Origin of the sequence: Brevundimonas olei (assembly GCF_037055245.1) — a bacterium.
Lineage (GTDB): Bacteria > Pseudomonadota > Alphaproteobacteria > Caulobacterales > Caulobacteraceae > Brevundimonas > Brevundimonas olei.
In genome coordinates, this window is the sequence record NZ_CP146369.1 from 2711891 (window position 1) to 2737604 (window position 25714).

Annotated in this window: 27 protein-coding genes; 8 read left to right on the plus strand and 19 right to left on the minus strand. The window is 68.5% G+C overall.

Going from position 1 to position 25714, the window contains the following annotated elements; translation table 11 throughout:
* Position 1: 1 nt before the first annotated feature.
* From fliG to V8J38_RS13230, 7 genes are all read right to left on the minus strand, one after another.
* Positions 2–1039 (minus strand): flagellar motor switch protein FliG, encoded by a 1038-nt coding sequence (fliG, locus tag V8J38_RS13200; RefSeq protein WP_291778319.1) that lies wholly within the window; start codon positions 1037–1039, stop codon positions 2–4.
* Complete coding sequence (fliF, locus tag V8J38_RS13205; protein ID WP_291778316.1) at positions 1039–2682, minus strand: flagellar basal-body MS-ring/collar protein FliF; 1644 nt, start codon at positions 2680–2682, stop codon at positions 1039–1041. The genes fliG and fliF overlap by 1 nt, the downstream gene beginning before the upstream one ends.
* A 248-nt stretch (positions 2683–2930) precedes the next feature.
* Positions 2931–4019 carry a Glu/Leu/Phe/Val family dehydrogenase gene (locus V8J38_RS13210; protein WP_291778437.1) on the minus strand — a complete coding sequence of 363 codons (1089 nt, stop codon included), beginning with the start codon at positions 4017–4019 and terminating at the stop codon, positions 2931–2933.
* Positions 4020–4161: 142 nt separating this feature from the next.
* Positions 4162–5283: an acyltransferase family protein gene (locus V8J38_RS13215; RefSeq protein ID WP_291778313.1), complete on the minus strand. Its 1122-nt coding sequence runs from the start codon at positions 5281–5283 to the stop codon at positions 4162–4164.
* 58 nt (positions 5284–5341) lie between these two features.
* Positions 5342–6229, minus strand: coding sequence for an alpha/beta fold hydrolase (locus tag V8J38_RS13220; RefSeq protein WP_338576280.1), 888 nt, complete (start codon positions 6227–6229; stop codon positions 5342–5344).
* A 299-nt stretch (positions 6230–6528) separates the two neighbouring features.
* Positions 6529–7146 (minus strand): uracil-DNA glycosylase family protein, encoded by a 618-nt coding sequence (locus V8J38_RS13225; RefSeq protein WP_338576282.1) that lies wholly within the window; start codon positions 7144–7146, stop codon positions 6529–6531.
* Complete coding sequence (locus V8J38_RS13230) at positions 7130–7450, minus strand: DUF3253 domain-containing protein (protein ID WP_004370794.1); 321 nt, start codon at positions 7448–7450, stop codon at positions 7130–7132. The genes V8J38_RS13225 and V8J38_RS13230 overlap by 17 nt, the downstream gene beginning before the upstream one ends.
* Positions 7451–7496: 46 nt before the next feature.
* Between V8J38_RS13230 and V8J38_RS13235 the strand changes: the two genes are divergently transcribed.
* Positions 7497–7934, plus strand: coding sequence for a PaaI family thioesterase (locus V8J38_RS13235; protein ID WP_338576287.1), 438 nt, complete (start codon positions 7497–7499; stop codon positions 7932–7934).
* On the opposite strand, the gene V8J38_RS13240 is transcribed toward V8J38_RS13235, so the two are convergent.
* The 4 genes from V8J38_RS13240 to V8J38_RS13255 form a co-directional block, all read right to left on the minus strand.
* The gene (locus V8J38_RS13240) at positions 7918–8556 is read right to left on the minus strand and encodes a YoaK family protein (RefSeq protein ID WP_338576289.1); all 639 of its coding nucleotides are present in this window, start codon (positions 8554–8556) and stop codon (positions 7918–7920) included. The genes V8J38_RS13235 and V8J38_RS13240 overlap by 17 nt on opposite strands.
* Positions 8557–8563: 7 nt before the next feature.
* Positions 8564–9181 carry a glutathione S-transferase family protein gene (locus V8J38_RS13245; RefSeq protein WP_291778293.1) on the minus strand — a complete coding sequence of 206 codons (618 nt, stop codon included), beginning with the start codon at positions 9179–9181 and terminating at the stop codon, positions 8564–8566.
* A gap of 34 nt (positions 9182–9215) precedes the next feature.
* A complete protein-coding gene (locus V8J38_RS13250; protein WP_338576292.1) occupies positions 9216–10487 on the minus strand; it encodes a NupC/NupG family nucleoside CNT transporter in 1272 nt (423 codons plus the stop codon).
* Between the two features lie 304 nt (positions 10488–10791).
* Positions 10792–11670: a branched-chain amino acid aminotransferase gene (locus tag V8J38_RS13255; RefSeq protein ID WP_338576294.1), complete on the minus strand. Its 879-nt coding sequence runs from the start codon at positions 11668–11670 to the stop codon at positions 10792–10794.
* Positions 11671–11758: 88 nt separating this feature from the next.
* Between V8J38_RS13255 and V8J38_RS13260 the strand changes: the two genes are divergently transcribed.
* The 3 genes from V8J38_RS13260 (at position 11759) to V8J38_RS13270 (ending at position 14465) form a co-directional block, all read left to right on the plus strand.
* Positions 11759–12490, plus strand: a complete 732-nt coding sequence (locus tag V8J38_RS13260) for a response regulator (RefSeq protein ID WP_291778434.1) — start codon at positions 11759–11761, stop codon at positions 12488–12490.
* Between the two features lie 23 nt (positions 12491–12513).
* Complete coding sequence (locus tag V8J38_RS13265; protein ID WP_312218026.1) at positions 12514–13872, plus strand: ATP-binding protein; 1359 nt, start codon at positions 12514–12516, stop codon at positions 13870–13872.
* 101 nt (positions 13873–13973) lie between these two features.
* Entirely contained in the window at positions 13974–14465 is a 492-nt protein-coding gene (locus tag V8J38_RS13270) for a hypothetical protein (RefSeq protein ID WP_338576297.1), read from the plus strand.
* A 12-nt stretch (positions 14466–14477) separates the two neighbouring features.
* On the opposite strand, the gene V8J38_RS13275 is transcribed toward V8J38_RS13270, so the two are convergent.
* From V8J38_RS13275 to V8J38_RS13285, 3 genes are all read right to left on the minus strand, one after another.
* Positions 14478–15281 carry a pyrroline-5-carboxylate reductase family protein gene (locus V8J38_RS13275; protein ID WP_338576299.1) on the minus strand — a complete coding sequence of 268 codons (804 nt, stop codon included), beginning with the start codon at positions 15279–15281 and terminating at the stop codon, positions 14478–14480.
* Positions 15281–15784 carry a YbjN domain-containing protein gene (locus V8J38_RS13280; RefSeq protein ID WP_004370784.1) on the minus strand — a complete coding sequence of 168 codons (504 nt, stop codon included), beginning with the start codon at positions 15782–15784 and terminating at the stop codon, positions 15281–15283. Before V8J38_RS13280 ends, V8J38_RS13275 begins: the two co-directional genes overlap by 1 nt.
* A 78-nt stretch (positions 15785–15862) precedes the next feature.
* Positions 15863–16150 carry an accessory factor UbiK family protein gene (locus V8J38_RS13285; protein ID WP_338576303.1) on the minus strand — a complete coding sequence of 96 codons (288 nt, stop codon included), beginning with the start codon at positions 16148–16150 and terminating at the stop codon, positions 15863–15865.
* Between the two features lie 179 nt (positions 16151–16329).
* On the opposite strand from V8J38_RS13285, the gene lgt reads away from it, so the two are divergent.
* The 4 genes from lgt to pgeF are packed head-to-tail and all read left to right on the plus strand — an operon-like array spanning position 16330 to position 19333.
* A complete protein-coding gene (lgt, locus tag V8J38_RS13290; protein WP_338576305.1) occupies positions 16330–17202 on the plus strand; it encodes a prolipoprotein diacylglyceryl transferase in 873 nt (290 codons plus the stop codon).
* A 7-nt stretch (positions 17203–17209) separates the two neighbouring features.
* Positions 17210–18283 carry a class I SAM-dependent methyltransferase gene (locus V8J38_RS13295; RefSeq protein WP_291778260.1) on the plus strand — a complete coding sequence of 358 codons (1074 nt, stop codon included), beginning with the start codon at positions 17210–17212 and terminating at the stop codon, positions 18281–18283.
* Positions 18284–18296: 13 nt separating this feature from the next.
* Positions 18297–18566 (plus strand): helix-hairpin-helix domain-containing protein, encoded by a 270-nt coding sequence (locus V8J38_RS13300; RefSeq protein ID WP_291778257.1) that lies wholly within the window; start codon positions 18297–18299, stop codon positions 18564–18566.
* Positions 18563–19333 carry a peptidoglycan editing factor PgeF gene (gene pgeF, locus V8J38_RS13305; protein WP_338576309.1) on the plus strand — a complete coding sequence of 257 codons (771 nt, stop codon included), beginning with the start codon at positions 18563–18565 and terminating at the stop codon, positions 19331–19333. The genes V8J38_RS13300 and pgeF overlap by 4 nt, the downstream gene beginning before the upstream one ends.
* A 176-nt stretch (positions 19334–19509) precedes the next feature.
* Here the strand turns inward: pgeF and lpxC are convergent, their stop codons facing one another.
* From lpxC to V8J38_RS13330, 5 genes are all read right to left on the minus strand, one after another.
* Positions 19510–20409: a UDP-3-O-acyl-N-acetylglucosamine deacetylase gene (lpxC, locus tag V8J38_RS13310; RefSeq protein ID WP_338576311.1), complete on the minus strand. Its 900-nt coding sequence runs from the start codon at positions 20407–20409 to the stop codon at positions 19510–19512.
* 204 nt (positions 20410–20613) lie between these two features.
* A complete protein-coding gene (gene ftsZ, locus V8J38_RS13315) occupies positions 20614–22209 on the minus strand; it encodes a cell division protein FtsZ (protein ID WP_312218035.1) in 1596 nt (531 codons plus the stop codon).
* 308 nt (positions 22210–22517) lie between these two features.
* Positions 22518–23843: a cell division protein FtsA gene (ftsA, locus tag V8J38_RS13320; RefSeq protein ID WP_291778244.1), complete on the minus strand. Its 1326-nt coding sequence runs from the start codon at positions 23841–23843 to the stop codon at positions 22518–22520.
* 27 nt (positions 23844–23870) lie between these two features.
* Positions 23871–24710, minus strand: a complete 840-nt coding sequence (locus V8J38_RS13325; protein ID WP_338576315.1) for a cell division protein FtsQ/DivIB — start codon at positions 24708–24710, stop codon at positions 23871–23873.
* On the minus strand, positions 24698–25636 hold the full coding sequence (locus tag V8J38_RS13330) for a D-alanine--D-alanine ligase (protein ID WP_291778237.1): 939 nt from the start codon (positions 25634–25636) through the stop codon (positions 24698–24700). The genes V8J38_RS13325 and V8J38_RS13330 overlap by 13 nt, the downstream gene beginning before the upstream one ends.
* Between the last annotated feature and the right edge of the window lie 78 nt (positions 25637–25714).

Consider the following 25714-nt stretch of genomic DNA (forward strand, 5'->3'; position numbering starts at 1 on the left):
GTCAGTAGATCAACTCGTCGTCGCCGCCCTGGCCGGCCAGCATGATGTCGCCGCGCGCCGCCAGATCCTTGGCCACCTGGACCATGGCCATCTGGGCGTTGTCGACGTCCTTGAGGCGGACAGGCCCCATGGATTCCATGTCCTCGCGCATGATCTTCGAGGCGCGCTCGGACATGTTGGAGAAGAACATTTCGCGCAAGGAGTCCGACGCGCCCTTCAGCGCCAGCCCCAACTGGTCCTTCTCGACCGCGCGCAGCAGGGTCTGCACCCCGCCGGGATCGAGACGCGACAGGTCCTCGAACACGAACATCAGGGCGCGGATGCGCTCGGCCGCGTCGCGGTTGCGTTCCTCCAGCGCGCCGATGAAACGGGCCTCGGTCTGGCGGTCGAAACTGTTGAAGATGTCCGCCATCAGCTCGTGCGAGTCGCGCTTGGACGTGCGCGCCAGGTTGGACATGAACTCGCTGCGCAGGGTCTGTTCGATCTTGTCGAGGATGTCGCGCTGCACCGGCTCCATGCGCAGCATCCGCTGGACGCATTCCAGGGCGAAGTCCTCGGGCAGGGCCGTCAGCACGCGCGAGGCGTGGTCCGGCTTGATCTTGGACAGGACCACCGCGACCGTCTGCGGGTATTCGTTCTTCAGATAGTTGGCGAGCACGGCCTCGTTCACATTGCCGAGCTTGTCCCACATGGTGCGGCCGGCGGGACCGCGGATCTCCTCCATCAGGGCCTCGACCCGGTCGGAAGGCATGAAGGAGGCCAGCAGGCGCTGCGTCTGCTCGTAGGAGCCCATCAGCGAGCCCGAGCCGCCGATGCCGGAGACGAACTCGACCAGAACCTCTTCGACCACGGCGGCGGTGACGCTGCCCAGACCCGCCATGGCCTGGGAGACCTCCTTGATCTCCTCGTCGTCGAGCTGCTGCCACAGGGCCGTGTGCTCTTCGCCCAGAGACAGAAGAACGACGGCGGCCTTCTCAGGCCCCGTCAGCTTCTTGGCGTCGTCGACCGCCGCGCCCTTTGAAACCAGCCGCGCCGCCATCAGGTTTCATGCATCCAGGCGCGCAGGATCGCCGTGGATTCCTCTGGGTGGCTGTCGACGAAATCGGCGACCTTCTTGATGGACGAGGCCTTCACCTGCCCCTCGATGCGGGCGATGTCGATGCGCTGTTCCATGTCGCTGGGTCCGGCCAGCATGGGCGCGCCGCCCGGCAGGGTTCCGCCGACAAGCTGGGTGTCCAGCGCCGTGACGGGAATGCCGCCGGCGCCGGCCAGGGCGGGCGCGCCTGCGCGCCCCTGCCCCGAAGCCGTCTTCAGCAGCGGGCGCAGGACGAAGAAGATCAGCAGCAGGCCCGTGACCAGCAGGACCAGCAGCTCGACCCCGCGCATGATGTCGTTCTTGTCGAAGGCGAACAGCGACGAACCCTGCGCCTCGCCCGGCGCAGCCGAGGGCTCGCGGTTGAAGCGGACGTTGACGACCTCCAGCTTGTCGCCGCGCGCCTCGTCGATGCCGACGGCGGCGGCGACCAGGGCCTTGATCTGCTGCACCTCCTCTTCGGTGCGGGCCGCGTAGGTCGGTTCGCCCCCGCCCTCGGCGGCGGGGGTGTATTTGCCGTCGACCGCCACCGAGACAGACAGCTTCCGGACCTCGCCCGGCTCCTTCACCGTCGTCGTGGTGGTGTTGGAGATTTCATAGTTGGTCGTCTCAGTGTTCTCGGCGCGGGTCGAACCGAGCGGCGTCGCATTGGGCGCCTCTCCGCCGGGGATGTTGTTGGTGGCGGTGACGCCGCCGTCCTGCTGGCCGGTCGTATCCTGCGACTGGCTGCCGTTGGTCGAGGTCGAGCGGACGACCTGGCCATCCGGATCGAAACGCTGCTCCTGGGTGGTCGAGCGGCTATGGTCGATGTCGGCCGTCACCTGCACGCGCGCGGCGCCGACGCCGACGACGCCCTCGACGATGTCCTTGATGCGGGCCTGCATCTGGGCCTCGGTCGAGGCCTTGGCCGCTTCGGCGGTGGCCGAGGTGAAGCCGGTGTCCTCGGACCCGGCCGCCAGGGTGCGGTTGGCCTGGTCCGTCACCGTGACCTTGTCCGGCTTCAGGTTCGGCACGGACGAGGCGACGACGTTGCGGATGGCCCGCACCTGATCGGCCGTCAGATCGCGGCCCGACAGCCCCACCACCACGGCGGCGGTCGGATCGATGGCGGCGGCCTGGAACATCTCGCGCCGAGGCATGGTGATGTGGACGCGGGCCGAGGAAATGCCGCGCATCGACATGATGGTGCGCGCCAGTTCGCCCTGCAGGGCGCGCTGTTCGTTCAGGTTCTGCTGGAACTCGGTCTGACCCAGCACCGACTGGTTGTCGAAGATTTCGTAGCCGACGCTGCCCGAGGTCACGAGCCCCTTGCCCGCCAGCATCAGGCGCGCCGCGCCCACCTCGTCGCGGCTGACGAAGATGGTCGAGCCGTCGCCCCTGGAGGAATATTTGATACTGGCCTGATCCAGGGCCGCGCCGATCTCGGCCGCCTCGCGCAGGTCGAGGTTGGAATAGAGCAAGGCGTCCGGCGCCTGGCCCACGCGCAGCATGACGGCGACCAGGACGGCGGCCACGCCTGCGGCCACGCCCAGGATGGCGGCCAGGCGTCCGACGCCGAACTTCTTCAAAGCTTCCGTGAAGCCGCCCACGCGCAACCGCCCCTGCACACGCGGGACGAACCGAACCCGCTAGGCAGAAACTGCCGCCTGGATGGTAAATGCGGCGTTAAGAGGCGTTAAAGAGATGGGAATCCGGAGCCCCCTCTCCCGACGCGAGAGGGATAACTCGCGCGCAAAAGAAAAAGGGGCTGCGGGACCATCACGCCCCGCACCCCCTTCGGCGCCCCCCGGCGCCCGCCCGCCTCCTCAAGGAAGGCAGGCTGTCTTGTCGAAGACCCTTAGACCTTCTGGGCTTCGGCCTTCTTGTCGGCCGCGGCCTTGATGCGAGCCTCGGCGATGGCGTCGGCGATCAGGTGGGTCGGCTTGTTCTCGGAGACCGAACGCTCGAGGATTTCCTCGAACGTCTCCATCAGGCGCGACAGCTTGCCTTCGACCCACGAGGCGTCATAGGCGCCGCCGGTCTGGCGGGCGTTCATTTCCGAGGCGACGTTGATGATGCCGCCGCCGTTGATGACGTAGTCCGGCGAATACAGGATGCCGCGCTTGAACAATTCGTCGCCGATGTCGGCGGTGGCCAGCTGGTTGTTGGCGGCGCCGCACACGGCCTTGACCTTGAGGCGGTCCAGCGTCTGCGGGTTCAACGTCGCGCCCAGGGCGCACGGGGCGTAGATGTCGGCGGCGACGTCATAGATGGCGTCCGGGGCGACGATCTCGGCGCCCGTCCTGGCGGCGACGGCCTCCAGGTTGGCCTGGTTGACGTCGGTGATGATCAGCTTGGCGCCGGCCTTGTGCAGCTTCTCGGCCAGATAGGCGCCGACGTGGCCCACGCCCTGGATGGCGACGGTCAGGCCGGTCATGTCGTCCTGTTTGAATAGGCGCCGCGCCACGACCAGGTTCGAGCGGAACACGCCCTCGGCCGTGACCGGGCTCGGGTCGCCCGAGGCTTCCGGGCCGTCCTTCAGGCCCAGGACGTATTCGGTGACCTTGCGCGCTTCGGCGATGTCCTCGACCGAGGTGCCGACGTCTTCGGCGGCGTAGTAGTGGCCGCCCAGGCCGTTCAGATAGCGGCCGAAGGCATGGAACAGCTCAGGCGACTTCTGGGTGCGGCTGTCGCCGATGATAACCGACTTGCCGCCGCCCATCTCCAGGTCCGCGACGGCGTTCTTGTAGCTCATGCCCTTGGACAGGCGCAGCACGTCTTCCAGCGCCTCGGCGGCGGTGGCGTAGTTCCACATGCGAGTGCCGCCCACGGCCGGACCGCGCGCGGTCGAGTGCACCGCAACAATCGCCTTCAGGCCGGTTTTCTCATCATAGAAGGCGTGGACGCCTTCATGGTTCGAGAAAGAAGGAGAATCAAACAGCGTCATGCCCATGACAGGCCTTTCCTGGGGTATTTTTTGTGCGCATGGACATACGCGCCCCTCCGACAAACGGCAAGCATCACCGTGCCGGCGCCGCCAGTTCCGGGCCGACTGCGGCTTCAGGCCCCGATTTCCGTGTTTCCTGCGTTCAGCCTTCGGCCAGGGCGGGTCGTTTCGGACGTTCAAACCGAGCCATCACCCACCGCCGCGCCGGAGTCTCGAACAGCTTCCAGCATAGCCAGCTGGCGACCAGAACCCCCGCCAGCCAGATCAGGCCGATCAGGGGCGACGGCGCCAGGAAGGGGATTCGCTTCAGCACCACGCTGGTCGCCTCCAGCAGGGAGCCGTGCAGCAGGTAGATGGAGTAGGAGGCCCCGCCCAACACCACGCCGGGACCGACGCTCAGAATGCGCGGAGCTGAGACCGCCGTCATCCACACGACCGCCGGGAAGACGCAGGCCAGGAGCAGCAACTCGACGCCGAGGACTGTGAAGGATCGCCCCAGCACCACATAGACCGCTGCGGCCGCGACCAGGGCCAAGGCGCCCCAGGCCAGCAGGGGGCGCGCGGTCGTCTTCGCCGCATTGTCTCGCGCCAGGAAGACGCGCGCCGTCATCATGCCCAGGCAGAAGCCGGTCAGGGCGCGCAGGCCTCCGACATGGAAATTCGCCAATTGCCACCCCCCGTCCACCGATCCCATCGACCAGGTCGCCGCCGCCAGCGCCAGGAAGGCGACAGCTCCGACCACGAGCAGGAACCGCAACCCCGCCTTCGCCCAGAAAACGAAGAGCACGGACATGACCATTTCCCAGAAGATCGACCAGCCGAGGTCGACATAGGGGAACAGCACCTGGGCGTCGTGCAGACCCGAGGTGTCGAGCACCGCCGGGATCATCAGCAGACCGCTGATCAGCGCATAGACCGAGGCGCCCGCCTCGGCGCCCAGATTTCCGTTCGCCGCCAGCCACAGGGTCGTCAGGGCGAACCCCATCAGCGTCGCCAGCACATAGAGGGGATAGAGCCGAGCGATCCGCCGCAGCATGAAGGCTCCTGCGCCCATCGGCCGCTGCGCGCCGGGCAGCAGGACATGGGCGTAGCGATAATAGAGAACAAACCCGCTCAGCACGAAGAAGAAGTCCACCGCCACATACGCGTGCGGCGCCAGGGCGCTGAGCCCGAACAGCGGCGTCGCATGCATCAGGCAAACGGCCAGGGCGGCCAGTCCGCGCAGACTATCGAGAGCGGGCAGATGGGGGCGAGAAACGGTCATCCCGCTCGGTTACGACGACCGCGGTTATCATATGCTCAATATTCGGGCGGCTCAGACCTCAGCGCGCCTTCGGATCGGCCGCCAGGGCCGGCAGCACGGGCGGCGCGCCGGACGGCAGCGGACGGGCCGGATCGCGCAGCCAGGCTTCGACGTCGGCGAAGACGGTCTCGGCCTGAAGGTCGCGGTTCAGGATGTGCCAGCCGTCGGCGTAGTAGGCCGTCGTCAGGTTCGGCCGCTCGCCCGCCTGTTCCAGGGCGCGGCGCATGGGGCGTTTGGTGATGATCTGATCGTGGGCGCCGTAGAGCAGCAGGGTCGGCGTCTCGATCTTCCCCAACCGACGCGTCGCCGTCTCCATCAGATCGACCAGGCCGTACAGGGAATCGAACCGCGTCGACAGGATCGACAGGGGATCGCGGCCGTTGCGGATCAGCTCCAGCGTATTGTCCGAGGCGCGGATGTCGCGCACGGCGAAGGACGGCGGCTCGACCCGCTTGGCTCCCATCAGGCGAGCGGCGGTCCATAGCCCTGCGCGGTTGAAGGCGCTCTGGCTGGACCAGCCCCAGACGCCGGGGGCCAGCAGCACCACTCGATCGGCGTCGGGCGGTGTGTCGGAGCCGAAGGCGGCGATGGTCGAGGAGCCGCCCATGCTTTCGCCCGCCACCACGATCAGGGCGTTGGGCCGCTGGGCCCGGACCAGGGCGACGATGGTGCGCAGGTCCTGGCTGGTCAGGCTTTCGGCCGCGAACTCGCCCCGGTTGGGGGCCAGGCCGAAGCCGCGCTGGTCATAAGCCCAGGTCTCGATGCCCCGCGTCGCCCACCACGGCCCGGCGAAGCGGAAGGAGGCGTAGTGGTCGTTGAAGCCGTGCAGGGCGACGATGACCGCCCACGGCGCCTGACCTTCCGGACTCCAGCGCAGATAGGGCAGCCGCGCCCCGTCCTGCACCACGAAGGCGCCGCGGCCCAGGGTTCCCGCCTCGATGCGCGGCCCGTTGAACCCGTTGGGCGGCGTCAGCGGCGGCTGAACGTGAGGCGTGGCGCAGGCGGCGAGGGCGAGAGAAAGAAGGGCGGCGGCGATCCATCGCCCTTCTCCCCTCGGGGGAGAAGGTGGGCGCCGGAGGCGCTCGGATGAGGGGGCTGTGTCAGCAAACGCGGCGGTCGATGATGAGGCTGGGACCGACCGCCCCCTCATCCGTCTCGCTCCGCGAGCCACCTTCTCCCACAAGGGGAGAAGGGAAAAGCGATAGGTCACGCCAATATCTCCGCTGTCCGCCGACGAAGGTAGGGCAGAACCTCGGCCTCGAACCAGAGGTTCTTCTTCAGCCAGGCCGTGTTGCGCCAGGACGGATGGGGCAGGGGCAGGACAGAGGGCGCATAGTCGCGCCAGGCGCGGACCGTCTCGGTCATGTTCGCCTTGGTTCGATCGCCGAGAGCCCAGGCCTGCGCATAACCGCCGACCAGCAGGGTCAACTCGACCTTCGGCAGTTCCGCCAGCAGGCGCGCCCGCCACAACTCGGCGCAGCGGCGCGGCGGGGGATAGTCGCCGCCTTTCGGATCGGTGCCGGGAAAACAGAAGGCCTGGGCCGCGACGCCGATGCGCGGGTCGCCGTAGAAGGTCGCCTCGTCCACGCCCATCCAGTCGCGCAGACGAACCCCGGACGGATCGGTGAACGGCAGGCCGCTTTCATGCACGCGCCGGCCCGGCGCCTGGCCGCAGATCAACAGCCGGGTTTCGGGCGCGACCATGACCACCGGGCGCGGCGTGTGCGGCAACAGGCCCAGACACGCCCGACAGGCGCGGATTTCGGCCAGGACCGCGTCGAGCGCAGTCTCCGGGCCGTTTTCCGGATCAGTCGAAGTCGTCATCCGACGCTTCGACCGGCGGCAGGGCCGCGAGGGCCGCGGCCGTCTCGGCCTCGGTCGGGAGGCGCAGACGGATCACGCCGCGGAAGTTGTTGGGATCGACCGCCTTGCCCTTCTTGGTGATGGTCAGCCGGCCCTGACGCATCAGGCCCAGCGCCGTCGCCTTCACCTTGGGCAGCATCCGCTGCCACTGCTCGGGCTGCAGCTCCTTGGCCACATCGGCCGGTTCGATGCTCTTGCCGCCGACGTTCTTGGGATCGGCCTTGGCCAGTTTTTCGAAAATGGCCGCTTCGATTGGATCGCTCATGCGCGCTATATGCGGCAGCGCGAGATCAGAAAGAAGGCGTAATCGCATGGTCGGCAAGATCACCATCACCGAAGGCGAGTTCGCGGGGTGGGAGACCTATGAGGTCTCCGGCGCCACCTTCGACTCCACCGTCGGCCCCTTCTATCGCAAGCCGGATCCCGACGGCTCCATGCGTTGCGCCTTCCGCGCCGAGCAGAAGCACATGAATTTCGGCGGACGGATGCACGGCGGCTGCCTGATGACCTTCGCCGACATCGCCATGTTCCAGATCGCCTATCAGGAAATGGAGGGCGCCTCGGGCGTGACGGTGCAGCTGGATTCGACCTTCATCGACGGCGCCTACGTCGGCGAGCTGATCGAGGCGACGGGCGAGGTGTCCAAGGCAGGCAAGAGCCTGATCTTCGTGCGCGGCCAGATCGTCACCGGCGAGCGCCTGCTGATGACCTTCTCCGGCGTGATCCGGAAGTTCACGCCGCGCGGTTGAACCTCATCTTCAGCGCCAGAACCATGGCGAGCGCGGCCGCCGGCCACAGGGCGATCAGCCCCAGGCGGCCATAGACCGCGGCCCCCATCAGCGCGCCCCCGGCCAGGCCCGCCCAGAGCGCCATATAGGGCCGGAACGCCCAGGGATCGCCGCCGCGCAGGGCGGCGGCCAGGGCGTGCCCCGTCTTGACCAGGGTTCCGGTCATATAGGTCAGGCTGACCCCGACCTCGCCGTCGCGCAGAAAGACCGAGTTCTCGACCGCCATGGCCAGGACCATCAGGCTGATCGCCAGGGGCGCGAGCCCGGCTCCGGCCGCCAGGGCGGCGCCGGCCAGCAGCGCCGCCTCCAGCGCCAGCACCCGACTGCGCGAGCGCGCGCCCTCCCCGCCCGCGACGAGGGCGCCGAGCATGGCGCCCAGAATGAACAGCAGGAGCACGCCCCCAACCGCGCCCGCCGCCAGCCACCGCCCTTCGGCCAGGCTGACGGCCAGACGGGTGATGTTGCCGCTCATGAAGGAGACGAACACCCCGCCCAGATGCAGGAAACCCAGGCTGTCGACATAGCCCGCCAGAGCGGCCAGCAGCAGGGCCAGCCAGCGGTCCGGCGCAGTCAGAGTGCGCAAGGTCGGATCACATCCCCGCCGCCGCCGCCGGACGAGCGCGACAGGCCTCCAGCCAGCGGGCCAGATGCGTCAGCTCCTCGGGCGGCCGGTATTTGACCAGGCGGGCGAAATCCAGACCCACAGCCCCGACGATATCGGCGATGGTGAAGCGGTCGGCGGCGATGAACTCATGATCCGCCAGATGCCGATCCAGCGTCTTCATGAAGCGTTCGGCGCCCAGGCGGTTGTATTCGGCGACCTGGGGCTGAGGCGCCTCCAGCGCGGCCAGGGCCGGATGGGTGAAGCGCACGTTCAGCATCATCGGATTGGCCAGATACATCTCGCACCGCCGCATCCACATCTCGATGACGGCCTGCTCCTTCGGATCGCGGCCGAACAGGTTCGGCTCGGGGTGCAGCGCCTCCAGATAGCGGCAGATGGCGATGGATTCGGTCAGGCAGGTCCCGTCGTCCAGCTCCAGCGCCGGGACATGCGGCACGCCGAACTTGGCGCGATAGGCCGGTGTGCGGTGCTCGCCCGCCAGAAGCTCGATCTCGACCCGCTCGACGTCGGTCACGCCCTTTTCCGCCATGACCCAGCGGACGCGCCGCGGATTGGGCGCGCGGCGGCTTTCATAGAGCTTCATCAAAGGGTCCCTTCGGCTGCCCTGCGCGACGCTACTAGGCGAAGACGGCGGCGGGCAAGGCCCCGACGATGCAGGCGGTCATCAGGGTCGCCAGGAAGCCGGCGAACAGCGCCTTCCACACCAGCCCCAGCACCTCTTCGCGCCGCTCGGGCATCAGCACCGACAGACCGGTGACGGTGATCCCGACCGAGCCGATATTGGCGAAACCGCACAGGGCATAGGTCATCAGCATCCGGGTGCGCTCGCTCATCTCGGCGGCCGGAACCTTGCCCAGTTCGATGAAGGCGACGAACTCGGTCAGGGTCAGCTTGACCCCCAGCAGCCAGCCCGCCTTGTGGGCGTCGGCCCATTCCACGCCGGTCAGCCAGGCCACGGGCGCGAACAGCACGCCCAGGATGCGCTCGACCGTCAGCGGTTCGCCGGCGATGACGAAGCCGCCCAGGATAATGTTGGCCAGGGCCACCAGGGCCACGAAGACGATCAGCACGGCCGAGATGTTCAGCACCACCATCAGGCCGTCGGACGTGCCCTTGACGATGGCGTCGACGGAACTGTCGTATTTCAGGGCCGAGTTGTAGTCGGCCACGGCTCCGCCCTCGCCGGGCTTTTCAGGGATGATGACGCGGGCCAGCATGACGCCGGCCGGCGCCGAGACGATCGAGGCCACCAGCACGTGCCCCGCGGCATTGGACAGGACCGGCGACAGAATGGTCGCATAGGCCACCATGGTCGAACCGGCGACGGTGGCCAGGCCGACCACCATCATCAGGAAGACTTCCGAACGGGTCAGCTTGTCCAGATAGGCGCGGATGACGATGGGGCTTTCGATCATGCCCAGGAAGACGTTGGCCGCCACCGCCAGCGCCGAGGCGCCGCCCAGCCCCATGGTCCGCTGAAACAGGAAGCCGAAGCCGAGGGTGATCCACTTCAGGATCTTCCAGTGCCACAACAGGGCCGACAGGGCCGAGATCACCAGGATCAGCGGCAGCACGTTGAAGGCGAAGGTGAACAGCGCGCCCTCATTGGCCACGGCGTAGGGCTGATCTCCGCCCGCCAGGAAGCCGAAGACGAACCTGGTGCCCTCTTCGGTCGCCAGCTCCAGCCCCTTCACCGCATTGTTGATGCCGTCCAGCACCACCTGCGAGCCGGGGATGGCGAAGGTCGCCAGCACCAGAGCCGCCTGCACCAGCACGGCGCCGATCGCCAGCCGCCACGGAAAAGCGCGGCGGTTCTCTGAGATCGCCCAGCAGAGGGCGACGATGACGACCAGCCCGAACAGGCTCTGGAGGTTCAGGAGGCTGAACATGAAATAAGCGGCTCCGCGACCGGCGCTATGGGAGCCGGTTTCTCAAATGCGCATCAACGCCAGGAGAGACCGGCTGGCAAGGGGCAATGGAAAGACCCTCTCCCGACGGGAGAGGGCTTGAGCGCACGAGAGCGTAGCGATCGTTCTGGCGCGAAAGGGTGAGGGTTCTCGAGTGAAGTCGGCCGAAAGGCCGTCGCGCGACGGCTCACGCCGACGGATAGGACAAGCCCCTCACCCTTTCGCCTGCGCCAATCGCCTTCGGCTCTTGGAGGCTCAAGCCCTCTCCCGCCGGGAGAGGGAAACCTTACAACTGGCCGCGCACCAGCTTGCCGTAGTCGTCCATCAGACCCAGCGACAGTTCGCCCGGCGTGAAGCGATAGTCGCCGACCTGCCCCACCGGGGTGACTTCGGCGGCCGAGCCGGTCAGGAAGCACTCGGAGAAGCCGGCCAGCTCTTCCGGCAGGATGTCGCGCACCACGACCTCGGTCCCGCGCGCCTGGGCCATTTCGATCACCGTCTGGCGGGTGATGCCGTCCAGGATGTGGTCGACGCGCGGCGTGTGCAGGGCGCCGTCCTTGACGAAGAAGACGTTGGCGCCGGTCGCCTCGGCCACATAGCCGCGCCAGTCGAGCATCAGGGCGTCGGCGTAGCCGCGCTTCTCGGCGGCCGTCTTGGACATGGTGCAGATCATGTAGAGGCCCGCCGCCTTGGCCGTGGACGGCGCCGTGGACGGGTCGGGGCGGCGCCATTTGGCCCACTCCAGGGCGATGCCCTTCTTCTTGACCTCGGGGTCGAAATAGCTGGGCCATTCCCAGGCGGCGATGGCCAGGTGGACCTTGCTGTTCCTGGCCGAAACGCTCAGCTGCTCGGCGCCCAGATAGGCGACAGGGCGGATATAGCAGTCGATCAGGCCGTTGCGCGCGCAGGTTTCCTTGCAGGCGGCGTCGATCTCGGCCACGCTATAGGGAATCTCGAAGTCGAGCAGTTCGGCCGAACGCTTCAGGCGCTGGCTATGGGCTGTCAGCTTGAAGATTTCACCGCCATACATACGCTCACCCTCGAACACCGACGAGCCGTAGTGAAGGCCATGGGTCAGAACGTGCGTTTTCGCCTCCCGCCAGGGGACGAACTCGCCGTCAAACCAGATCCAGCCGTCACGATCGTCGAAAGGAACGAAGGCCATTGAAGAACGTCTCCCGCGCAACGAAATCGGTTAGACGCCTGTCGCGCGCCAGCGTCAACGGCGCATCGCGAGGAGAGTCGCAATGAGCATGATCGAGCCTCGCGCCAACGGCCGCTCCGGCCCTGTCGCCCCCGCCGGCAGCGGGCGGCACGTCCTGGTCGTCGACGACGACGACCGCATCCGCGAACTGCTCAAGGAGTTCCTGAGCCGCGAGGGCTATCGCGTCACCGGCGCCGCCCACGCGGGCGCGGCGCGTCGGCTGGTCGAGCTGATCGAGTTCGATCTGATCGTGCTGGACGTAATGATGCCGGGCGAGAGCGGGTTCGACCTGACGACCTGGATCCGCAGCCAGGCGGCCCTGTCCAAGACGCCCGTGCTGCTGTTGACGGCCAAGGGCGACCCGGACGACCGGATCGAGGGTCTGTCGCGCGGCGCCGACGACTATATGTCCAAACCCTTCGACCCGCGTGAGCTGGCGTTGCGGATCGAGGCCATCCTGCGCCGCACCGGCGGCAAGCTGATGACGCCCAAGGAGATCCGCATGGGCCCCGCCGTCTTCGACATGGAGCGGCTGGAGCTGACGCGCGACGGCGAACCCCAGCGCCTGACCGAGGCGGAGGCGCAGTTGCTGAAGACCCTGGCCATCCACGCCCATTCGCCCGTCGAGCGCATGACCCTGTCGCCGGACACGGCCGACATCACCGGCCGAGCCGTGGACGTGCAGGTGACGCGCCTGCGCCGCAAGCTGGAGGCGGACCCCAAGAATCCGCGCTATCTCCAGACGGTGCGCGGCGTCGGCTATATGCTGGCGCCGGACTGACGACAGGAAACGGAACGCCCTCCATGCGGCTGATGCCGTTCAACGTCTGGACGCGGTGGATCAAGCGTCGGCTGCCGACCTCGCTCTGGGGCCGGTCGCTGCTGATCATCGTCCTGCCGGTGCTGATCATGCAGGCGGCGGTGACCTGGGCCTTCTTCGACGCCCACTGGCAGGCGGTGACGGCGCGCCTGTCCGAGGGTCTGGCCGGCGACGTGGCCTGGGCGGCCGAGAGCTATCGGGACGATCCCTCGGCCCGGAACCTGGCGCTGATCTCCGAGCGCGCCGAACGGTCGATGCAACTGTCCATCGCCTTCCAGCCCGCCGCCTCCCTGCCCGACGAGGAGCGACGCGGGGCCCTGGGCCTGGTCGACCGGACGCTGGAGAAGGCCCTGGCTTCGCGGCTGGACCAGCCCTTCTGGTTCGACACCACCCGGTATCCCGCCTATGTCGACATCCGCGTGCAGGAAGCCGACGGCGTCCTGCGCATCATCGCCCCGCGCGAGCGCGCCGTGGCGACCCAGGCCCATATCTTCGTCCTGTGGCTGATGATCGCCACCGTCCTGCTGCTGGGCGTGGCGGTGCTGTTCATCCGCAACCAGGTCCGCGCCATCGAGCGCCTGGCTCACGCCGCCGAGGCCTTTGGCCGGGGCGAGAGCGTGCCGCGCTTCAAGCCGCACGGCGCGCGCGAGGTGCGGGCCGCCGCCAGCGCCTTTCTGGACATGCGGTCGCGCATCCAGCGCCATATCGACCAGCGCACCGCCCTGCTGGCCTCCGTCAGCCATGACCTGCGCACCCCCCTGACCCGTCTGCGGCTCGAACTGGCCCTGGCCCCGCCCTTCAAACGCGCCGAAGCGATGAAGGGCGACCTGGACGAGATGGAGCACATGATCGACGAATACCTGGCCTTCGCGCGCGGCGAGGCGGGCGAGGCGGCTCAAACGATCTCGGTGCCGGAAATGCTGCGCCGCGCCGCCGAGGACGCCCGCCGCTCGGGCGCCGTGGCCGAGGTCGAGGCGCCCGACGACCTGAACATGCTGGCCCGGCCCCTGGCCTTTCGTCGGGCGATCAACAACCTGGTCGGCAACGCCGCGTCGCACGGTGAAAAGGTGCGGCTGTCGGCCCGTCCCCTGCCCTCCGGCGGCCTTGAGATTCTGGTCGAGGACGACGGCCCCGGCATCCCCGACGACATGCACGAGGAGGCCTTCCGTCCCTTCTCTCGCCTGGACGCCTCGCGCAACCAGAATCGCAAGGGGGTGGGCCTGGGTCTGGCCGTGGCCCGCGACGTGGCGCGCAGCCACGGCGGAGACATCACCCTGGGCCGCAGCGACCTGGGCGGACTGAAGGCGTCCATCCGGCTGCCGGCCGATCGCCGCGCCGCCTAGACCGATTTCGCGCGAACTTTGGCCCTCGCCCCTAGCGGAACCGTAAAATCATCGCCATCTTGTCCCCTGTTCCAGGGGGGCCTGGAATCAGGAGTCCGAATATGCGTCGTATTGCTTTCTTTGCGCCGCTCGCCGCCGCCCTCGCCATCTCCGGCGCCGCAGCAGCTCAGCCTTCGGCCGTCGTCGTGACGGTCAGCCCCGACTTCGCCAAGACCGCCCAGGAACTGGGCGACCGCGACGTCCAGCAACAGGTCAGCGACCTGACCCGCACCGTCGAACGCGTGCTGACGGATCGTCACGCCCTGGATGGCGCTCGCGTGGAACTGGTCATCACAGACCTGAAGCCCAATCGTCCGACCATGCAGCAACTGGGCGACAAGCCCGGTCTGGACGGCATGCGCAGCCTGTCGATCGGCGGCGCGGCGGTGGAAGGCTCGGTGACCATGGCCTCGGGCGAGGTCCAGCCGGTCAAGTTCGACTACTACACCCCGACCCTGGCCGATGCGCGCGGTTCCACCACCTGGACCGACGCCCAGCGCGCCTATGACCGCTTGGCCCGCAACCTGGCCGAAGGACGTTTCGTCAAACGCTGAGGCGCTTGACGATCAGCCGCTGAGTTCGCTGGACTTGGCGACCGCCGCCTTCACGGCGCTCTCGACAGAACGGTCGAGGGCGCCGTTTTCATTGAGGGCGATCAGACCGGCCTGGGTCACGCCGCCCGGCGAGGCCACGCGGTCGATCAGGGCGTTCAACGCCTCGTCGCCGTACACGCCCGCCGCAGCCGAACGCAGGGTGGCGCGCGCCAGACGCGCCGCCGCCTCAGGCGACAGCCCCTCGGCCTCCCCGGCCTCGGCCAGGGCGCGCGTGAAGGCGAAGAAATAGGCCGGGCCGCAGCCGGACACCGCCGTCGCCGCGTGCATCAGCGCCTCGTCGTCCAGCAGGACCGTCTCGGCGATCGGCTCGAACAGCGACTGCCCGACGCTCAAAGCCTCCGCGTCGGCCGACCACAACGTCGCCACGCCGCGCGCCTGAGCCACGCCGGTCGTCGGCATGACGCGCACGACCGGGCGGCCGTCGTAGCCCTCAGAGATCGTCTCGCCACGCACCCCGGCCATGACCGAGACGATCACGGCGTCCGCCGCCAGATGCGGCAGGACGGTCTGCGCGGCTTCCAGCCATTTGGCGGGCTTGACGCCGATGACGAAGGCGCGGGCGTCGGCCAGCGCTTCCAGCGGCGGATTGACCCGCGCGCCCTTCGCCCGCGCCGCCTCGGCGACCGGCTTTTCGGACGGCGTCAGGATGATCAGATCGGCCGGATCGACGGCGCCCGTCGCCAGCCAACCTTCCAGAATGGCCGAGCCCAGGCGCCCGACGCCCTGAAGCACGACCGGACGTCCGTCGCCGCTCATCAGGCGTTGCCCACGGTCTCGAACAGGCAGGCGTCGATCGCCTCCTTCGGCTTCTTGGAGCCGCGCACCATGAAGTCGAAGGCCGGATAGTAACGGTCCGCCGCCTCGACCGCCGCGTCGATCATGGACGCGGCCTGAGCCAAGGTCGGACGCTCGGTGTGCGGCAGGGCTAGGGCGTGACGGAAGACGATCTCGCCCTCATCCGGCCAGATCTCGAAATGGCCCAGCCAGGTGCGCTGATTGATCATGGAGACCAGTTCATAGGCCGCCGCGCGGCGCGTCTTGGCCACCCGCAGGTCCAGCGCCAGGCACAGCTGAAGGCAGTCGCCCTCGGGCCGCCAGGCGAACCAGAGTTCGTAGTCCTTCCAGTCGCCGGCCAGGGCGAAGGCCAGATCGCCCTCGTCCGTGCGGTCGAACGGCAGGTTCTCCGCCGTCAGGACGTGCTCGACCACATCCAGCGGATCAAAGGGCAGGTCGACCTCTTCGGGTCTCACAGCATCCATCAGGCGTTCAACTCTTCAGCGACGACGGCGACTCAGATGAGCGCCCTTGAAGACGGTAGGCGTGTTCGCAGATTCGGCTCAACCGGCTGAATCCGGGCTTGAAGCGGCGTCTGTGGACGATCCCTTGGCGGCCTTCTTCGGAGCAGGCGCAGCGGCCTTCAGCATCGCGATCTCGGCGCGCAGGGCGGCGATCTCGTCCTTCAGCACGTCGAACTCGTCGCGGCGCACCAGATCCATTTCGGCGACGAAGCGGTCGGCCTGGGCGCGCCAGGCAGCCTTGGCCTCTTCACCCGCGGCCTGAGCCAGGCCCATGGCGCCGGTCGTCAGCTTGGCGAACTCATCAAGGAGGGGATTGCGCGTCTGCATGGCGGCCTCTTGAGAACTCCCGGACCATCGGCCCGGACATGGTTAACGGTGCATTGATTTGGGTAAACCAAACCTTACCTGCCTGCGGCCTATAGACTGCTTCGCGGGAAAAGCGCGCGACGAATGCAGTCCCGCTTGCTAGACGATGGTCAACTTCTGAAGGCGCAGACGGAGGCCCCGTGCCCTTTCCCGAATTCGACCCCGTCCTGATCCATCTCGGCCCCCTGCCCATCCGCTGGTACGCCCTGGCCTATGTGGCCGGCATCGTCCTGGGCTGGTGGTACGCCTCACGCCTGGCCAAGACCGAGCGGCTGTGGGCGCCGGGCCGGTCGCCCGTCGGCGGACAGCAGCTGGACGACCTGGTGCTGTGGATCACGCTGGGCGTCATCCTGGGCGGGCGTTTCGGCTACGCCCTCTTCTACAAGCCGGCGATGTTCGCTCAACTCTTCACCGGCGACAGCTGGGGCGAGCGACTGGAGCTGTTGCAGCTGTGGACCGGCGGCATGAGCTTCCACGGCGGCTTCCTGGGCGTGGTCATCGCCATCGCCCTTTACGCCCGGCGCCAGAAGGTGAACCCGCTCAGCCTGGGCGACCTGATCGCCCCGGTCGCGCCGCTCGGCCTGTTCTTCGGCCGCATCGCCAACTTCATCAACGGCGAGCTGTGGGGCCGCGAGACGACGGTTCCCTGGGCCATCCGCTTCTGCAACGAACGCATCCAGCAGATGTACGGCTTCTGCCCCGCCGGCAACGAGCCGCGCCACCCCAGCCAACTGTATGAGGCGGGCCTGGAAGGGCTGTTGCTGTTCATCGTCCTGTCGCTGGCGATCTGGAAGTGGCGGATGTTCAAGCGCCCCGGCTTCGTCACCGGCCTGTTCCTGCTGGGCTACGGCGTCTGTCGCGCCGCGCTGGAGAACGTGCGCCAGCCCGACGCCGGGCTGGAGAACCTGCCGCTGGGCCTGACCATGGGGATGATCCTGTCGATCCCGATGATGCTGGTCGGCGCCTGGCTGATCTGGCGGGCGCTGAAGAAGCCGGCCGTCACGGAGGCGTAAGACCATCATGGCGGAGACGCTCAAGGACCGGCTGGTCCGCGAGATCGTGTTGACCGGGCCGATGACGGTGGCGGACTACGTCACCCGCTGCCTGCACGACCCCAAGGGCGGTTATTACGCCACCCGCCCGGCGCTGGGCGAAGGCGGCGACTTCATCACCGCCCCGCTGATCAGCCAGATGTTCGGCGAACTGATCGGCCTGTGGGCGATCGAGACCTGGACCCGTCTGGGCGCGCCCGAGCGGGTGCGGCTGGTCGAGGTGGGTCCCGGCGACGGCACGCTGATGTCCGACGTGCTGCGCGCCGCGCGGCTGGTTCCCGGCTTCCTGCAGGCGGTCGACCTGATCCTGATCGAGCCGAGCGCGCCCTTGCGCGCCGAACAGGCCCGGCGGCTGGCCGACGCCGACGCGCATCCGCGCTGGCTCAGCGCCCTGCACCAGATCGAGACCGACGCCCCGGTCATCCTGATCGCCAATGAGGTGCTGGACTGCCTGCCCGCGCGCCAGTTCATCAAGACCGAAGGCGGCTGGGCCGAGCGCCGCATCGGCGTCACCGACGACAATGAACTGACCTTCGGCCTGACCGCCATCGCCGATGGCTTCGAGACGCCCGGCTTCGACGTCGAACCGGGCCAGATCATCGAGATTTCGGAACAGCAGGCCGCCTTCGGCCGCGATCTGGCCAGCCTGATCCGCGCCGCATCCGGCGCCGCCCTGCTGATCGACTACGGCCGCAGCAAACCCGAGGCGGGCGACACGCTCCAGGCCCTGCGGCGGCATCAAAAGGTCGATCCCCTGTCCACGCCGGGCGAGGCCGACCTGACGCAATGGGCCGACTTCCCCCTGGTGCTGGAGGCCGCCGTGCGCGGCGGCGCCGACGTCACCGGCTGCGTCGGTCAGGGCGCCTTCCTCAAGGCGTTGGGGATCGAAGCCCGCGCCCAGCGGTTGATGCAGGGACGCCCCGAAGCCGCCCCGGTCATCCAGCGCCAGCTGGACCGCCTGACCGCGCCGGATCAGATGGGCGAGTTGTTCAAGGCGACGGCGATCTTCTCGCCCCATTCACTGGCCCTGCCGGGCTTCTGACGCGGCGCGCCCGATGATGGAGACTGATGCGGCCATGACCTTCACCGAGCATGAGCGCCAGATCCTGCTGGCGACCAAGGGCGTCGGCCCCAAGGTGATCCAGCGGCTGGAGGAACTGAGCGTCGGCGGCTTCGCCCGTCTGGCCCAGGCCGACGCGGCCGTCGTCTGCGCCGGAGCCGCCGCCAGCGTCGGCTCGACCTGCTGGAAGAACAGCCCCCAGGCCCGCAAGGCCGTTCAGGCCGCCATCGACGCCGCCCGTTTCGAACTGGAGGGGGCCGAATGAGCCTGAACCCCATCACCCATCCGCTGCTGACCAGGGCCGGGGTGCGCCACGGCTTCTTCACCCGCGCGGGCGGCGTATCGGACGGCATCTACGCCGGACTGAACGCAGGCGTCGGCTCCAAGGACGACCCGGCCCGCGTCGCCGAGAACCGCCGCCGCGTCGCCGAATGGATGGGCGGCGCCGCCGACGACCTGTGCGGCTGCTATCAGGTTCATTCCGCTGTCGCCCGCGTGGCCGAAAGCGGCTGGGCCGGAGAACGCCCCGAGGGCGACGCCGTGGTCGCGGGCGTGAAGGGGCCCGTGCTGACCGTCCTGACCGCCGACTGCGCCCCTGTGCTGTTCGCCGACGCCGAGGCGGGCGTCATCGGCGCCGCCCACGCGGGCTGGAAGGGCGCCCTGGGCGGCGTCATCCACTCGACTGTCGCGGCCATGCAGGCCCTGGGGGCCGAGCCGTCGCGCATCGTCGCCGTCGTCGGACCCTGCATCGCCCAGGACTCATACGAAGTCGGCGCCGACTACCAGGACCGCTTCGCCCACCACGACCCCGGCAGCGAACGCTTCTTCGCCCCCGGCGCAGCCGACGATAAACGCCAGTTCGACCTGCCCGGCTTCGTCCTGTGGCGGCTGGAGCAGGCGGGCGTCGGCGAGGCCGCCTGGACCGGCGACGACACGCGCGCGGATGCGGATCGTTTCTACTCCAACCGCCGCGCCTATCTGGCGGGCGAACCGGACTTCGGACGGTTGATCAGCGCGATTACACTAAGCTGACCCTTCTCCCCTTGTGGGAGAAGGTGGGCGCCGGAGGCGCTCGGATGGGGGGTGTCAGCGCGGCATCTAAAAATTAGCGAGGACGGCGACGCGACGATCTGGATGCCAGGGCGTCGCCACCCCTCATCCGTCAGGCTCCGCCTGCCACCTTCTCCCTCAAGGGGAGAAGGAAGAATTCAGCCCGCCATCGCCATGTCGGGCACGCGAACCGTCTCGCGCCAGGCATCCGGCTGGGCCAGCAGGGCGCGGACCAGCTTGTTGTTCAGGGCGTGGCCCGCCTTGACGCCTTCGTAGCGGCCCAGCAGCGGCGCGCCGAGGACGTACAGGTCGCCGATGGCGTCCAGCGCCTTGTGGCGCACGAACTCGCGCTCCATGCGCAGGCCGCCGGGGTTCAGGATCTGGTCGCCGTCGATGACCACGGCGTTCTCCAGCGAGCCGCCGCGGGCCAGACCAGCCTGACGCAGGGCCTCGACCTCATGGGCGAAGCCGAAGGTGCGGGCCGCCATGATGTCCGAGCGGAAGTTCGCCTCGTCGACGACGAAGTCCACCACCTGATTGCCGATGACCGGCGTGGGGAAGTCGATCTCGAAGCGCATCTCATAGCGGTCGCAGGGCAGAAGGACGGCGGACTTGTCGCCCTCCTCCACCCGGATCGGCTTCAGGATCTCGATAAAGGTCTGGGGCGCTTCCTGACGACGGAAGCCCGCGCGGTCCAGCAGTTGCACGAACTGCAGCGCCGAGCCGTCCAGGATCGGCAGTTCCGGCCCGTCCACCTCGATCACGGCGTTGGAGACGCCCAGGGCGGCCAGGGCGGCCATCAAGTGCTCGATCGTCGACAGGCGCACGCCCGCCGCGTTCTCGATCATGGTGTTCAGGCGCGCGTCCACGACCGCCTCGCCCGAGACGGGGATGCGGTTGTCGCGGTCGGTGACGTCCGTGCGCACGAAGACGATGCCGTGGCCAGGCGCAGCCGGGCGCACGACCAGACGCACGCGGCGGCCGGTGTGCACGCCGACGCCGGCGCAGATGGCCGGGGCGACGATGGTCTGTTCGTATTGGTCGTTGCGGACCGTCACTCGGAAACTCTCTGTTGCGCGACCCGCCCCAAACAGGACGGTCTTCGCCTCACCTGTCGTTTACGCCTCGGGGCTCAAGCCCGAAATGAAAGTCGGGTTTCGGATTGTTTCGGTTCGACGACAGCTCGATGCCTTCCGCCCACACGCAAAAACGCCCCGGAGGTCGGCTCCGGGGCGCTTCATTATCAGGACTTTTTAGGCCGATCAGTTCGCGAGACGGCGGAGAAAGGAAGGGATCTCCAGGTCGTCATCCTCGGACTGGCCCACCTGCGGATCCTGCTGCTGAGGCTGCATCGACTGCGTCTGGCGCAACTGTTGGGTCGTGCGGTTCGACGACGGCGGGGGCGCATAGGACTGTTGTTGTTGAGGCTGCTGACGCTTGCGGCCGAACAGGCTCCAGCCGCTGCGACGATGATCGCGCTCGTCGTAGAAGGGCTCCTCGGCGGGCTCTTCATGACGGGCGGCCGGACGCTGGGCCGGTTGTTGCGGCGCAGGCTGCTGACGCTGCGGAGCGCGGTCGAAATAGAGGTCGCCCTGCTCCGAAGACGCCGCAGGCTGGGCGCGGCCGGCGCCCTGCTCATATTCCTCGACCCAAGGATCGACGATCGGCTCCAGGTTGCGCGGCGCGTCGTGGATGACCGGCTCGGGCTTGGCCTCGACCTTCGGCTCGGGCGCGCGGGCGGCCGGGGCTTCATAGGTCGGGGTCGGCGCCGGTTGCGACGCGGCTTCACGCACCGGATCGATGCGGACTTCCGGCTGACGCGGCGCAGCGGCCGACAGACCGCCCGGGCGACCGCCGAAGGCCTGGCCCTGCGGCTCGATCTGCTGGATGACGGCCTCGTCCATGCCGGTGGCGACGACCGAGACGCGGATCTTGCCGTCCAGCGCCGGGTCGAAGGCGGCGCCGAAGATGATGTTGGCGTCGCCGTCCACTTCGCCGGCGATGGCGTTGGCGGCCTCGTCGACCTCCAGCAGGGTCATGTCCATGCCGCCGGTGATGTTCACCAGCACGGCCTTGGCGCCCTTCAGGCTGGTCTCGTCCAGCAACGGGTTGGCGATGGCGTTCTGAGCCGCCAGCAGGGCGCGATCGTCACCCGTGGCCTCGCCCGTGCCCATCATGGCCTTGCCCATCTCGCTCATCACGGCGCGGACGTCGGCGAAGTCGAGGTTGATCAGGCCCGGCAGGATCATCAGGTCGGTGATCGAACGCACGCCCGAATGCAGCACCTGGTCGGCCATGCCGAAGGCGTCCGAGAAGGTCGTGCGCTCGTTGGCGACCCGGAACAGGTTCTGGTTCGGAATGACGATCAGGGTGTCGACGTAGCGCTGCAACTCGGCCACGCCAGCGTCGGCCAGGCGCATCCGATGGCGGCCTTCGAAGGTGAAGGGCTTGGTCACCACGCCGACGGTCAGGATGCCGCGATCACGCGCGCATTTGGCGATGACCGGCGCCGCGCCGGTGCCGGTGCCGCCGCCCATGCCGCAGGTGATGAAGACCATGTGCGCGCCTTCCAGGTGCGCGTGGATCTCGTCCGCGCTCTCCTCGGCGGCGTTCATGCCGACTTCGGGGTGGGCGCCCGCGCCCAGCCCTTGCGTGATCGTCTCGCCCAACTGGATGCGACGGTCGGTCTTGGCGAAGCTCAGGTGCTGGGCGTCGGTGTTGGCGACGACGAACTCCACGCCCTCAAGGCCGGAGTCGATCATGTTGTTAACGGCGTTGCCGCCCGCTCCGCCTACGCCGAAGACGACGATGCGGGGCTTCAATTCCGTGGCTTCCGGCCTGACCAGCGAGAGAGACATTATAAAATTCCGACCTAAGGACCCTGCCCTTCGTCCCCGATGCGAACTCCCCGCCGAATCGCATTGGTTATGAGCGCGTTAAGGAAAACCCTGTCTGCGTTAACGAAGAGTTACCATGATTAACGTGAGTCGGCGAAGGCGGCAGGCCCTACAGCAAGCTAGGCCGCAGTTTTTATAGATTTCGGCCCTCTTCCGCTCGGCCTTCGGTCGCGCGCTCTCACCTTCGGCGTCTCGTCCATCAACGCCAACCACCGCTGCAGGCCGACTCGGAAAAAAGATTGGCGATGTCGCGCCCGCCTTTGAAGCGCCTACAGATTATCCCGCAGCCACCCAGCCGCGCGCGCCACCATGCCGCCGCGATGCACCTTGGGCGCGTCGGCGGCGGTGATCTGGCGGGACATCAGCTTGCGGGCCGAGACCGCCTCGCGCGGGCCGTAGGCGGCGCGCAGCAGGACGCCCGCGGCCGAGCAGAAGGCCGGGCCGGCGGCGGCGTCGGCCAGGTGGGGCGCGCGTTGCGGGCGGCCCAGACGGACCGGGCGGTCGAAGACGCGTACGGCCAGTTCGCGCACGCCGTTCAGCTGGCTGGCGCCGCCGGTCAGGACGAGGCCCGCGCCGGGCTCGAGGCCCATGCCTGCGTGTTTCAGGCGGTCGCGCAGCAGCTCCAGCGTTTCTTCGACGCGCGGGGCGATGACGGTCTTGAGCATGGCGCGCGGGACGATGACGGGGCCAGCCGAGGCGTCCTCGCCGCGCGGCGGGGCTTCGAGCATCTCGCGGTCTTCGTTGGCGCTGGCCATGGCCGAGCCGTGGAGGGTCTTCAGCCGCTCGGCGCCGACGCGGGAGGTCGACAGGCCGCGCGCGATGTCGGCGGTCACATGGTCGCCGCCGACGTTCAGGCTCTCGATGTGCAGCAGGGAGCGCCCGCCCCACACCGCCGCCGAGGTCGAGCCGCCGCCCATGTCGATGCACAGAGCGCCCAGTTCCATCTCATCCTCCTCCAGCGCGGCGAGGGAGGAGACGACGGGCGCGGCGGCCACGCCCTGAAGGTCCAGATGGGCCAGCTCGAGGCAGTGGCTGAGAGCGTTGAACGAGCCCTCGGACATGGAGACGACCAGCAGGTCCAGCCCCAGCGAGCCGCCGCGCATTGAGCGCGGGTCATGGACGCCGCGCGCCCCGTCCACCGACCAGGCGATGGGCAGGACGTGGATCGGACGACGGTTGGGCAGGCGGATCTGCGCCAGGGCCATGCCGATGGCGCGGGCCAGATCCGCGTCGCTAATCGGGTGTGAGCCGAGCGAGACGCGCGCCTGCACCCGGTGGCTGGCCATCTGGCCGATGGCCGTGGTGACGACGACGCCGGAGACAGGAGCGCCCGCCGCGCGCTCGGCGCGTTCGACGGCGTGGCCGATGGCCTGGGCCGTCTCGTCCATGTTGACGATGGCCCCGCCCTTGACGCCGCGCGACTGGACGTGGCCGGCGCCGGCCACGCGGATGGTGCGGTCGGCGTGTCGCACACCGTCGGGCTTCATGATGAAGCAGGCGACCTTGGCCTGGCCGAGATCGAGCGCGGCCACGACCGGCGCGCGCGGCGCGCCCCTGCCCTGTTCCGGCTTCATGTCTCGGCTGCGTCCAACCATGGGGTCGTGTCCTAAGGGGTCAGAGGGTCAAGCGGCGCCTTCGGAAGGGCGAACGGCCACTTCTTCCGGCGTGCGAAGGTCGATACGGGCGAAGCCCAGGTCCAGCAGGCGTTCGCGCTGGTCCAGGGCGTCAAGGCGGATGAGGGCGGATTCCTGATCCACGGCGGGCAACTGGATCAGGGCGCCGTCCTTGAGGCGCAGATCCCAGCGGCGTTCGTCCACGCGGACCAGGGCGTCCACCTTGGCCATCAGACGCGGGCGCTGGGCCAGCAGGGGCAGGACGTCGGAGGCGGCCTGATCCGCGCCCTTTCCCACCACCAGCGGCAGTCGGGGATAGCGGCCCGCGTCGGCGCCGGGAATGACGATCCCTTGCGCGTCGATGACGTGCGCCTTGCCGCCCACCTGCCAGACGGCGAGGCGGTCGTGTTCCTTGACGTCGACGATCAGGGTGTCGGGCAGCAGGCGCACCACGCGCGCCTCCTTGACCCAGCCAACCGACTGCACACGTTCGCGCACGGCGGCCAGATCGAGGCTGACGATGGGCTGGTCGGCATGGACGCCGACGGCGGCGCGCACGGCGACGGCGGCCTCGGGCGAGGCGCCGGTGACGTGAACCTGACGCACCTTCAGACCCATGCCGGTCGTGACCGAGTCAAAGCGTTCGGAGACGGCCGTCGAGATGCGCTCGGCCCTCGCGCCCGTGGCCAGCACGGCCGCCAATATGCCGACGCCCACCACCAGGGTCGCCGCCACAACGCGCGGAGACATGTCCAGACGGCCGATCTCGGCCGCGCGGCCGGACGGAGCGCCGCGCGCGCCGCCCTTGGCCGAAGACTGTCGCCGACCGCCGCGCACTACCGCGGGCATGAGGCGTCCTCCACCATCCAACGAACCAGTTCGCGATAATCCATACCGACGAAGGCCGCCTGCTCGGGAACGAGCGAGGTCGGGGTCATGCCGGGCTGGGTGTTCACCTCCAACAGAACGAGAACGTCGTTAACATCGTCATAACGGAAGTCGGCCCTGGACACGCCTCGGCACCCCATGGCCGCGTGGGCCAGCTCGGCCTGACGTAAAGCCTTGTCAAAGACGTGCGGCGGCAGCTCGGCGGGCAGGACGTGGCGCGAGCCGCCGGGCGCGTATTTGGCCTCGTAGTCGTAGAAGCCCTTGGTCGGGGTGATGTCGGTGATGGTCAGGGCGCGCGGGCCGGATGCCTCGCCCACGACGGCCACCGCCAGCTCCTTGCCGGGGATGAAGGGTTCGACCATGACCTGGTCGCCATAGGCCCAGTCCTCGGCGCCGACCTCGGCGACCGGACGGTTGGCGCCCTCGCGCACCAGGAAGACGCCGACGGACGAGCCCTCGGCGTTCGGCTTGACCACATAGGGCGGGTCGATGACGTGGCGGCTGGCGACCTCATGCCGGTCGAACAGGCCGCCGCCCGGCACGATGACGCCCGCCGCGTGCAGAACGGCCTTGGACTTGTCCTTATCCATCGCCAGGGCCGAGGCCAGGACGCCGGAATGGGTATAGGGCAGCTTCAGCGTCTCGAGGATGCCCTGGACGCAGCCGTCCTCGCCCCATTTGCCGTGCAGGGCGTTGAAGACGACGTCCGGCTTCAACGCCGTCAGCACCTGGGCGAGATCGCGCCCGGCGTCGACGCGCGTGACCTTGGCCGCCTGCCCTTCCAGGGCGTCCGCGCAACCGCGACCCGAGGACAGCGAGACCTCGCGTTCCGACGACAGGCCGCCCATCAGGACAGCGACATGGAGGGTGTTCAGGGGCGCACGCATGACCACATCCGAAGACTAGCCCGCCCCTATGCCCTGAATACGGTTAACCGGTTGGAAACGATACGGGGTCGTGGAAGG

Excerpts from the sequence above, each read along its gene's own strand:
- V8J38_RS13250 (WP_338576292.1), bottom strand. The coding sequence starts at position 10,487 with ATGTTCAGCCTCCTGAACCTCCAGAGCCTGTTCGGGCTGGTCGTCATC.
- V8J38_RS13245 (WP_291778293.1), bottom strand. The coding sequence starts at position 9,181 with ATGAAGCTCTATGAAAGCCGCCGCGCGCCCAATCCGCGGCGCGTCCGC.
- V8J38_RS13330 (WP_291778237.1), bottom strand. The coding sequence starts at position 25,636 with ATGCGTGCGCCCCTGAACACCCTCCATGTCGCTGTCCTGATGGGCGGC.
- V8J38_RS13295 (WP_291778260.1), top strand. The coding sequence starts at position 17,210 with ATGGCGGAGACGCTCAAGGACCGGCTGGTCCGCGAGATCGTGTTGACC.
- V8J38_RS13215 (WP_291778313.1), bottom strand. The coding sequence starts at position 5,283 with ATGACCGTTTCTCGCCCCCATCTGCCCGCTCTCGATAGTCTGCGCGGA.
- V8J38_RS13325 (WP_338576315.1), bottom strand. The coding sequence starts at position 24,710 with ATGCCCGCGGTAGTGCGCGGCGGTCGGCGACAGTCTTCGGCCAAGGGC.
- V8J38_RS13285 (WP_338576303.1), bottom strand. The coding sequence starts at position 16,150 with ATGCAGACGCGCAATCCCCTCCTTGATGAGTTCGCCAAGCTGACGACC.
- ftsA (WP_291778244.1), bottom strand. The coding sequence starts at position 23,843 with ATGGTTGGACGCAGCCGAGACATGAAGCCGGAACAGGGCAGGGGCGCG.
- ftsZ (WP_312218035.1), bottom strand. The coding sequence starts at position 22,209 with ATGTCTCTCTCGCTGGTCAGGCCGGAAGCCACGGAATTGAAGCCCCGC.
- V8J38_RS13255 (WP_338576294.1), bottom strand. The coding sequence starts at position 11,670 with ATGGCCTTCGTTCCTTTCGACGATCGTGACGGCTGGATCTGGTTTGAC.
- pgeF (WP_338576309.1), top strand. The coding sequence starts at position 18,563 with ATGAGCCTGAACCCCATCACCCATCCGCTGCTGACCAGGGCCGGGGTG.
- V8J38_RS13300 (WP_291778257.1), top strand. The coding sequence starts at position 18,297 with ATGATGGAGACTGATGCGGCCATGACCTTCACCGAGCATGAGCGCCAG.
- V8J38_RS13225 (WP_338576282.1), bottom strand. The coding sequence starts at position 7,146 with ATGACGACTTCGACTGATCCGGAAAACGGCCCGGAGACTGCGCTCGAC.
- V8J38_RS13265 (WP_312218026.1), top strand. The coding sequence starts at position 12,514 with ATGCGGCTGATGCCGTTCAACGTCTGGACGCGGTGGATCAAGCGTCGG.
- V8J38_RS13280 (WP_004370784.1), bottom strand. The coding sequence starts at position 15,784 with ATGGATGCTGTGAGACCCGAAGAGGTCGACCTGCCCTTTGATCCGCTG.
- fliG (WP_291778319.1), bottom strand. The coding sequence starts at position 1,039 with ATGGCGGCGCGGCTGGTTTCAAAGGGCGCGGCGGTCGACGACGCCAAG.
- V8J38_RS13270 (WP_338576297.1), top strand. The coding sequence starts at position 13,974 with ATGCGTCGTATTGCTTTCTTTGCGCCGCTCGCCGCCGCCCTCGCCATC.
- V8J38_RS13275 (WP_338576299.1), bottom strand. The coding sequence starts at position 15,281 with ATGAGCGGCGACGGACGTCCGGTCGTGCTTCAGGGCGTCGGGCGCCTG.
- V8J38_RS13230 (WP_004370794.1), bottom strand. The coding sequence starts at position 7,450 with ATGAGCGATCCAATCGAAGCGGCCATTTTCGAAAAACTGGCCAAGGCC.
- V8J38_RS13260 (WP_291778434.1), top strand. The coding sequence starts at position 11,759 with ATGATCGAGCCTCGCGCCAACGGCCGCTCCGGCCCTGTCGCCCCCGCC.
- V8J38_RS13210 (WP_291778437.1), bottom strand. The coding sequence starts at position 4,019 with ATGACGCTGTTTGATTCTCCTTCTTTCTCGAACCATGAAGGCGTCCAC.
- V8J38_RS13235 (WP_338576287.1), top strand. The coding sequence starts at position 7,497 with ATGGTCGGCAAGATCACCATCACCGAAGGCGAGTTCGCGGGGTGGGAG.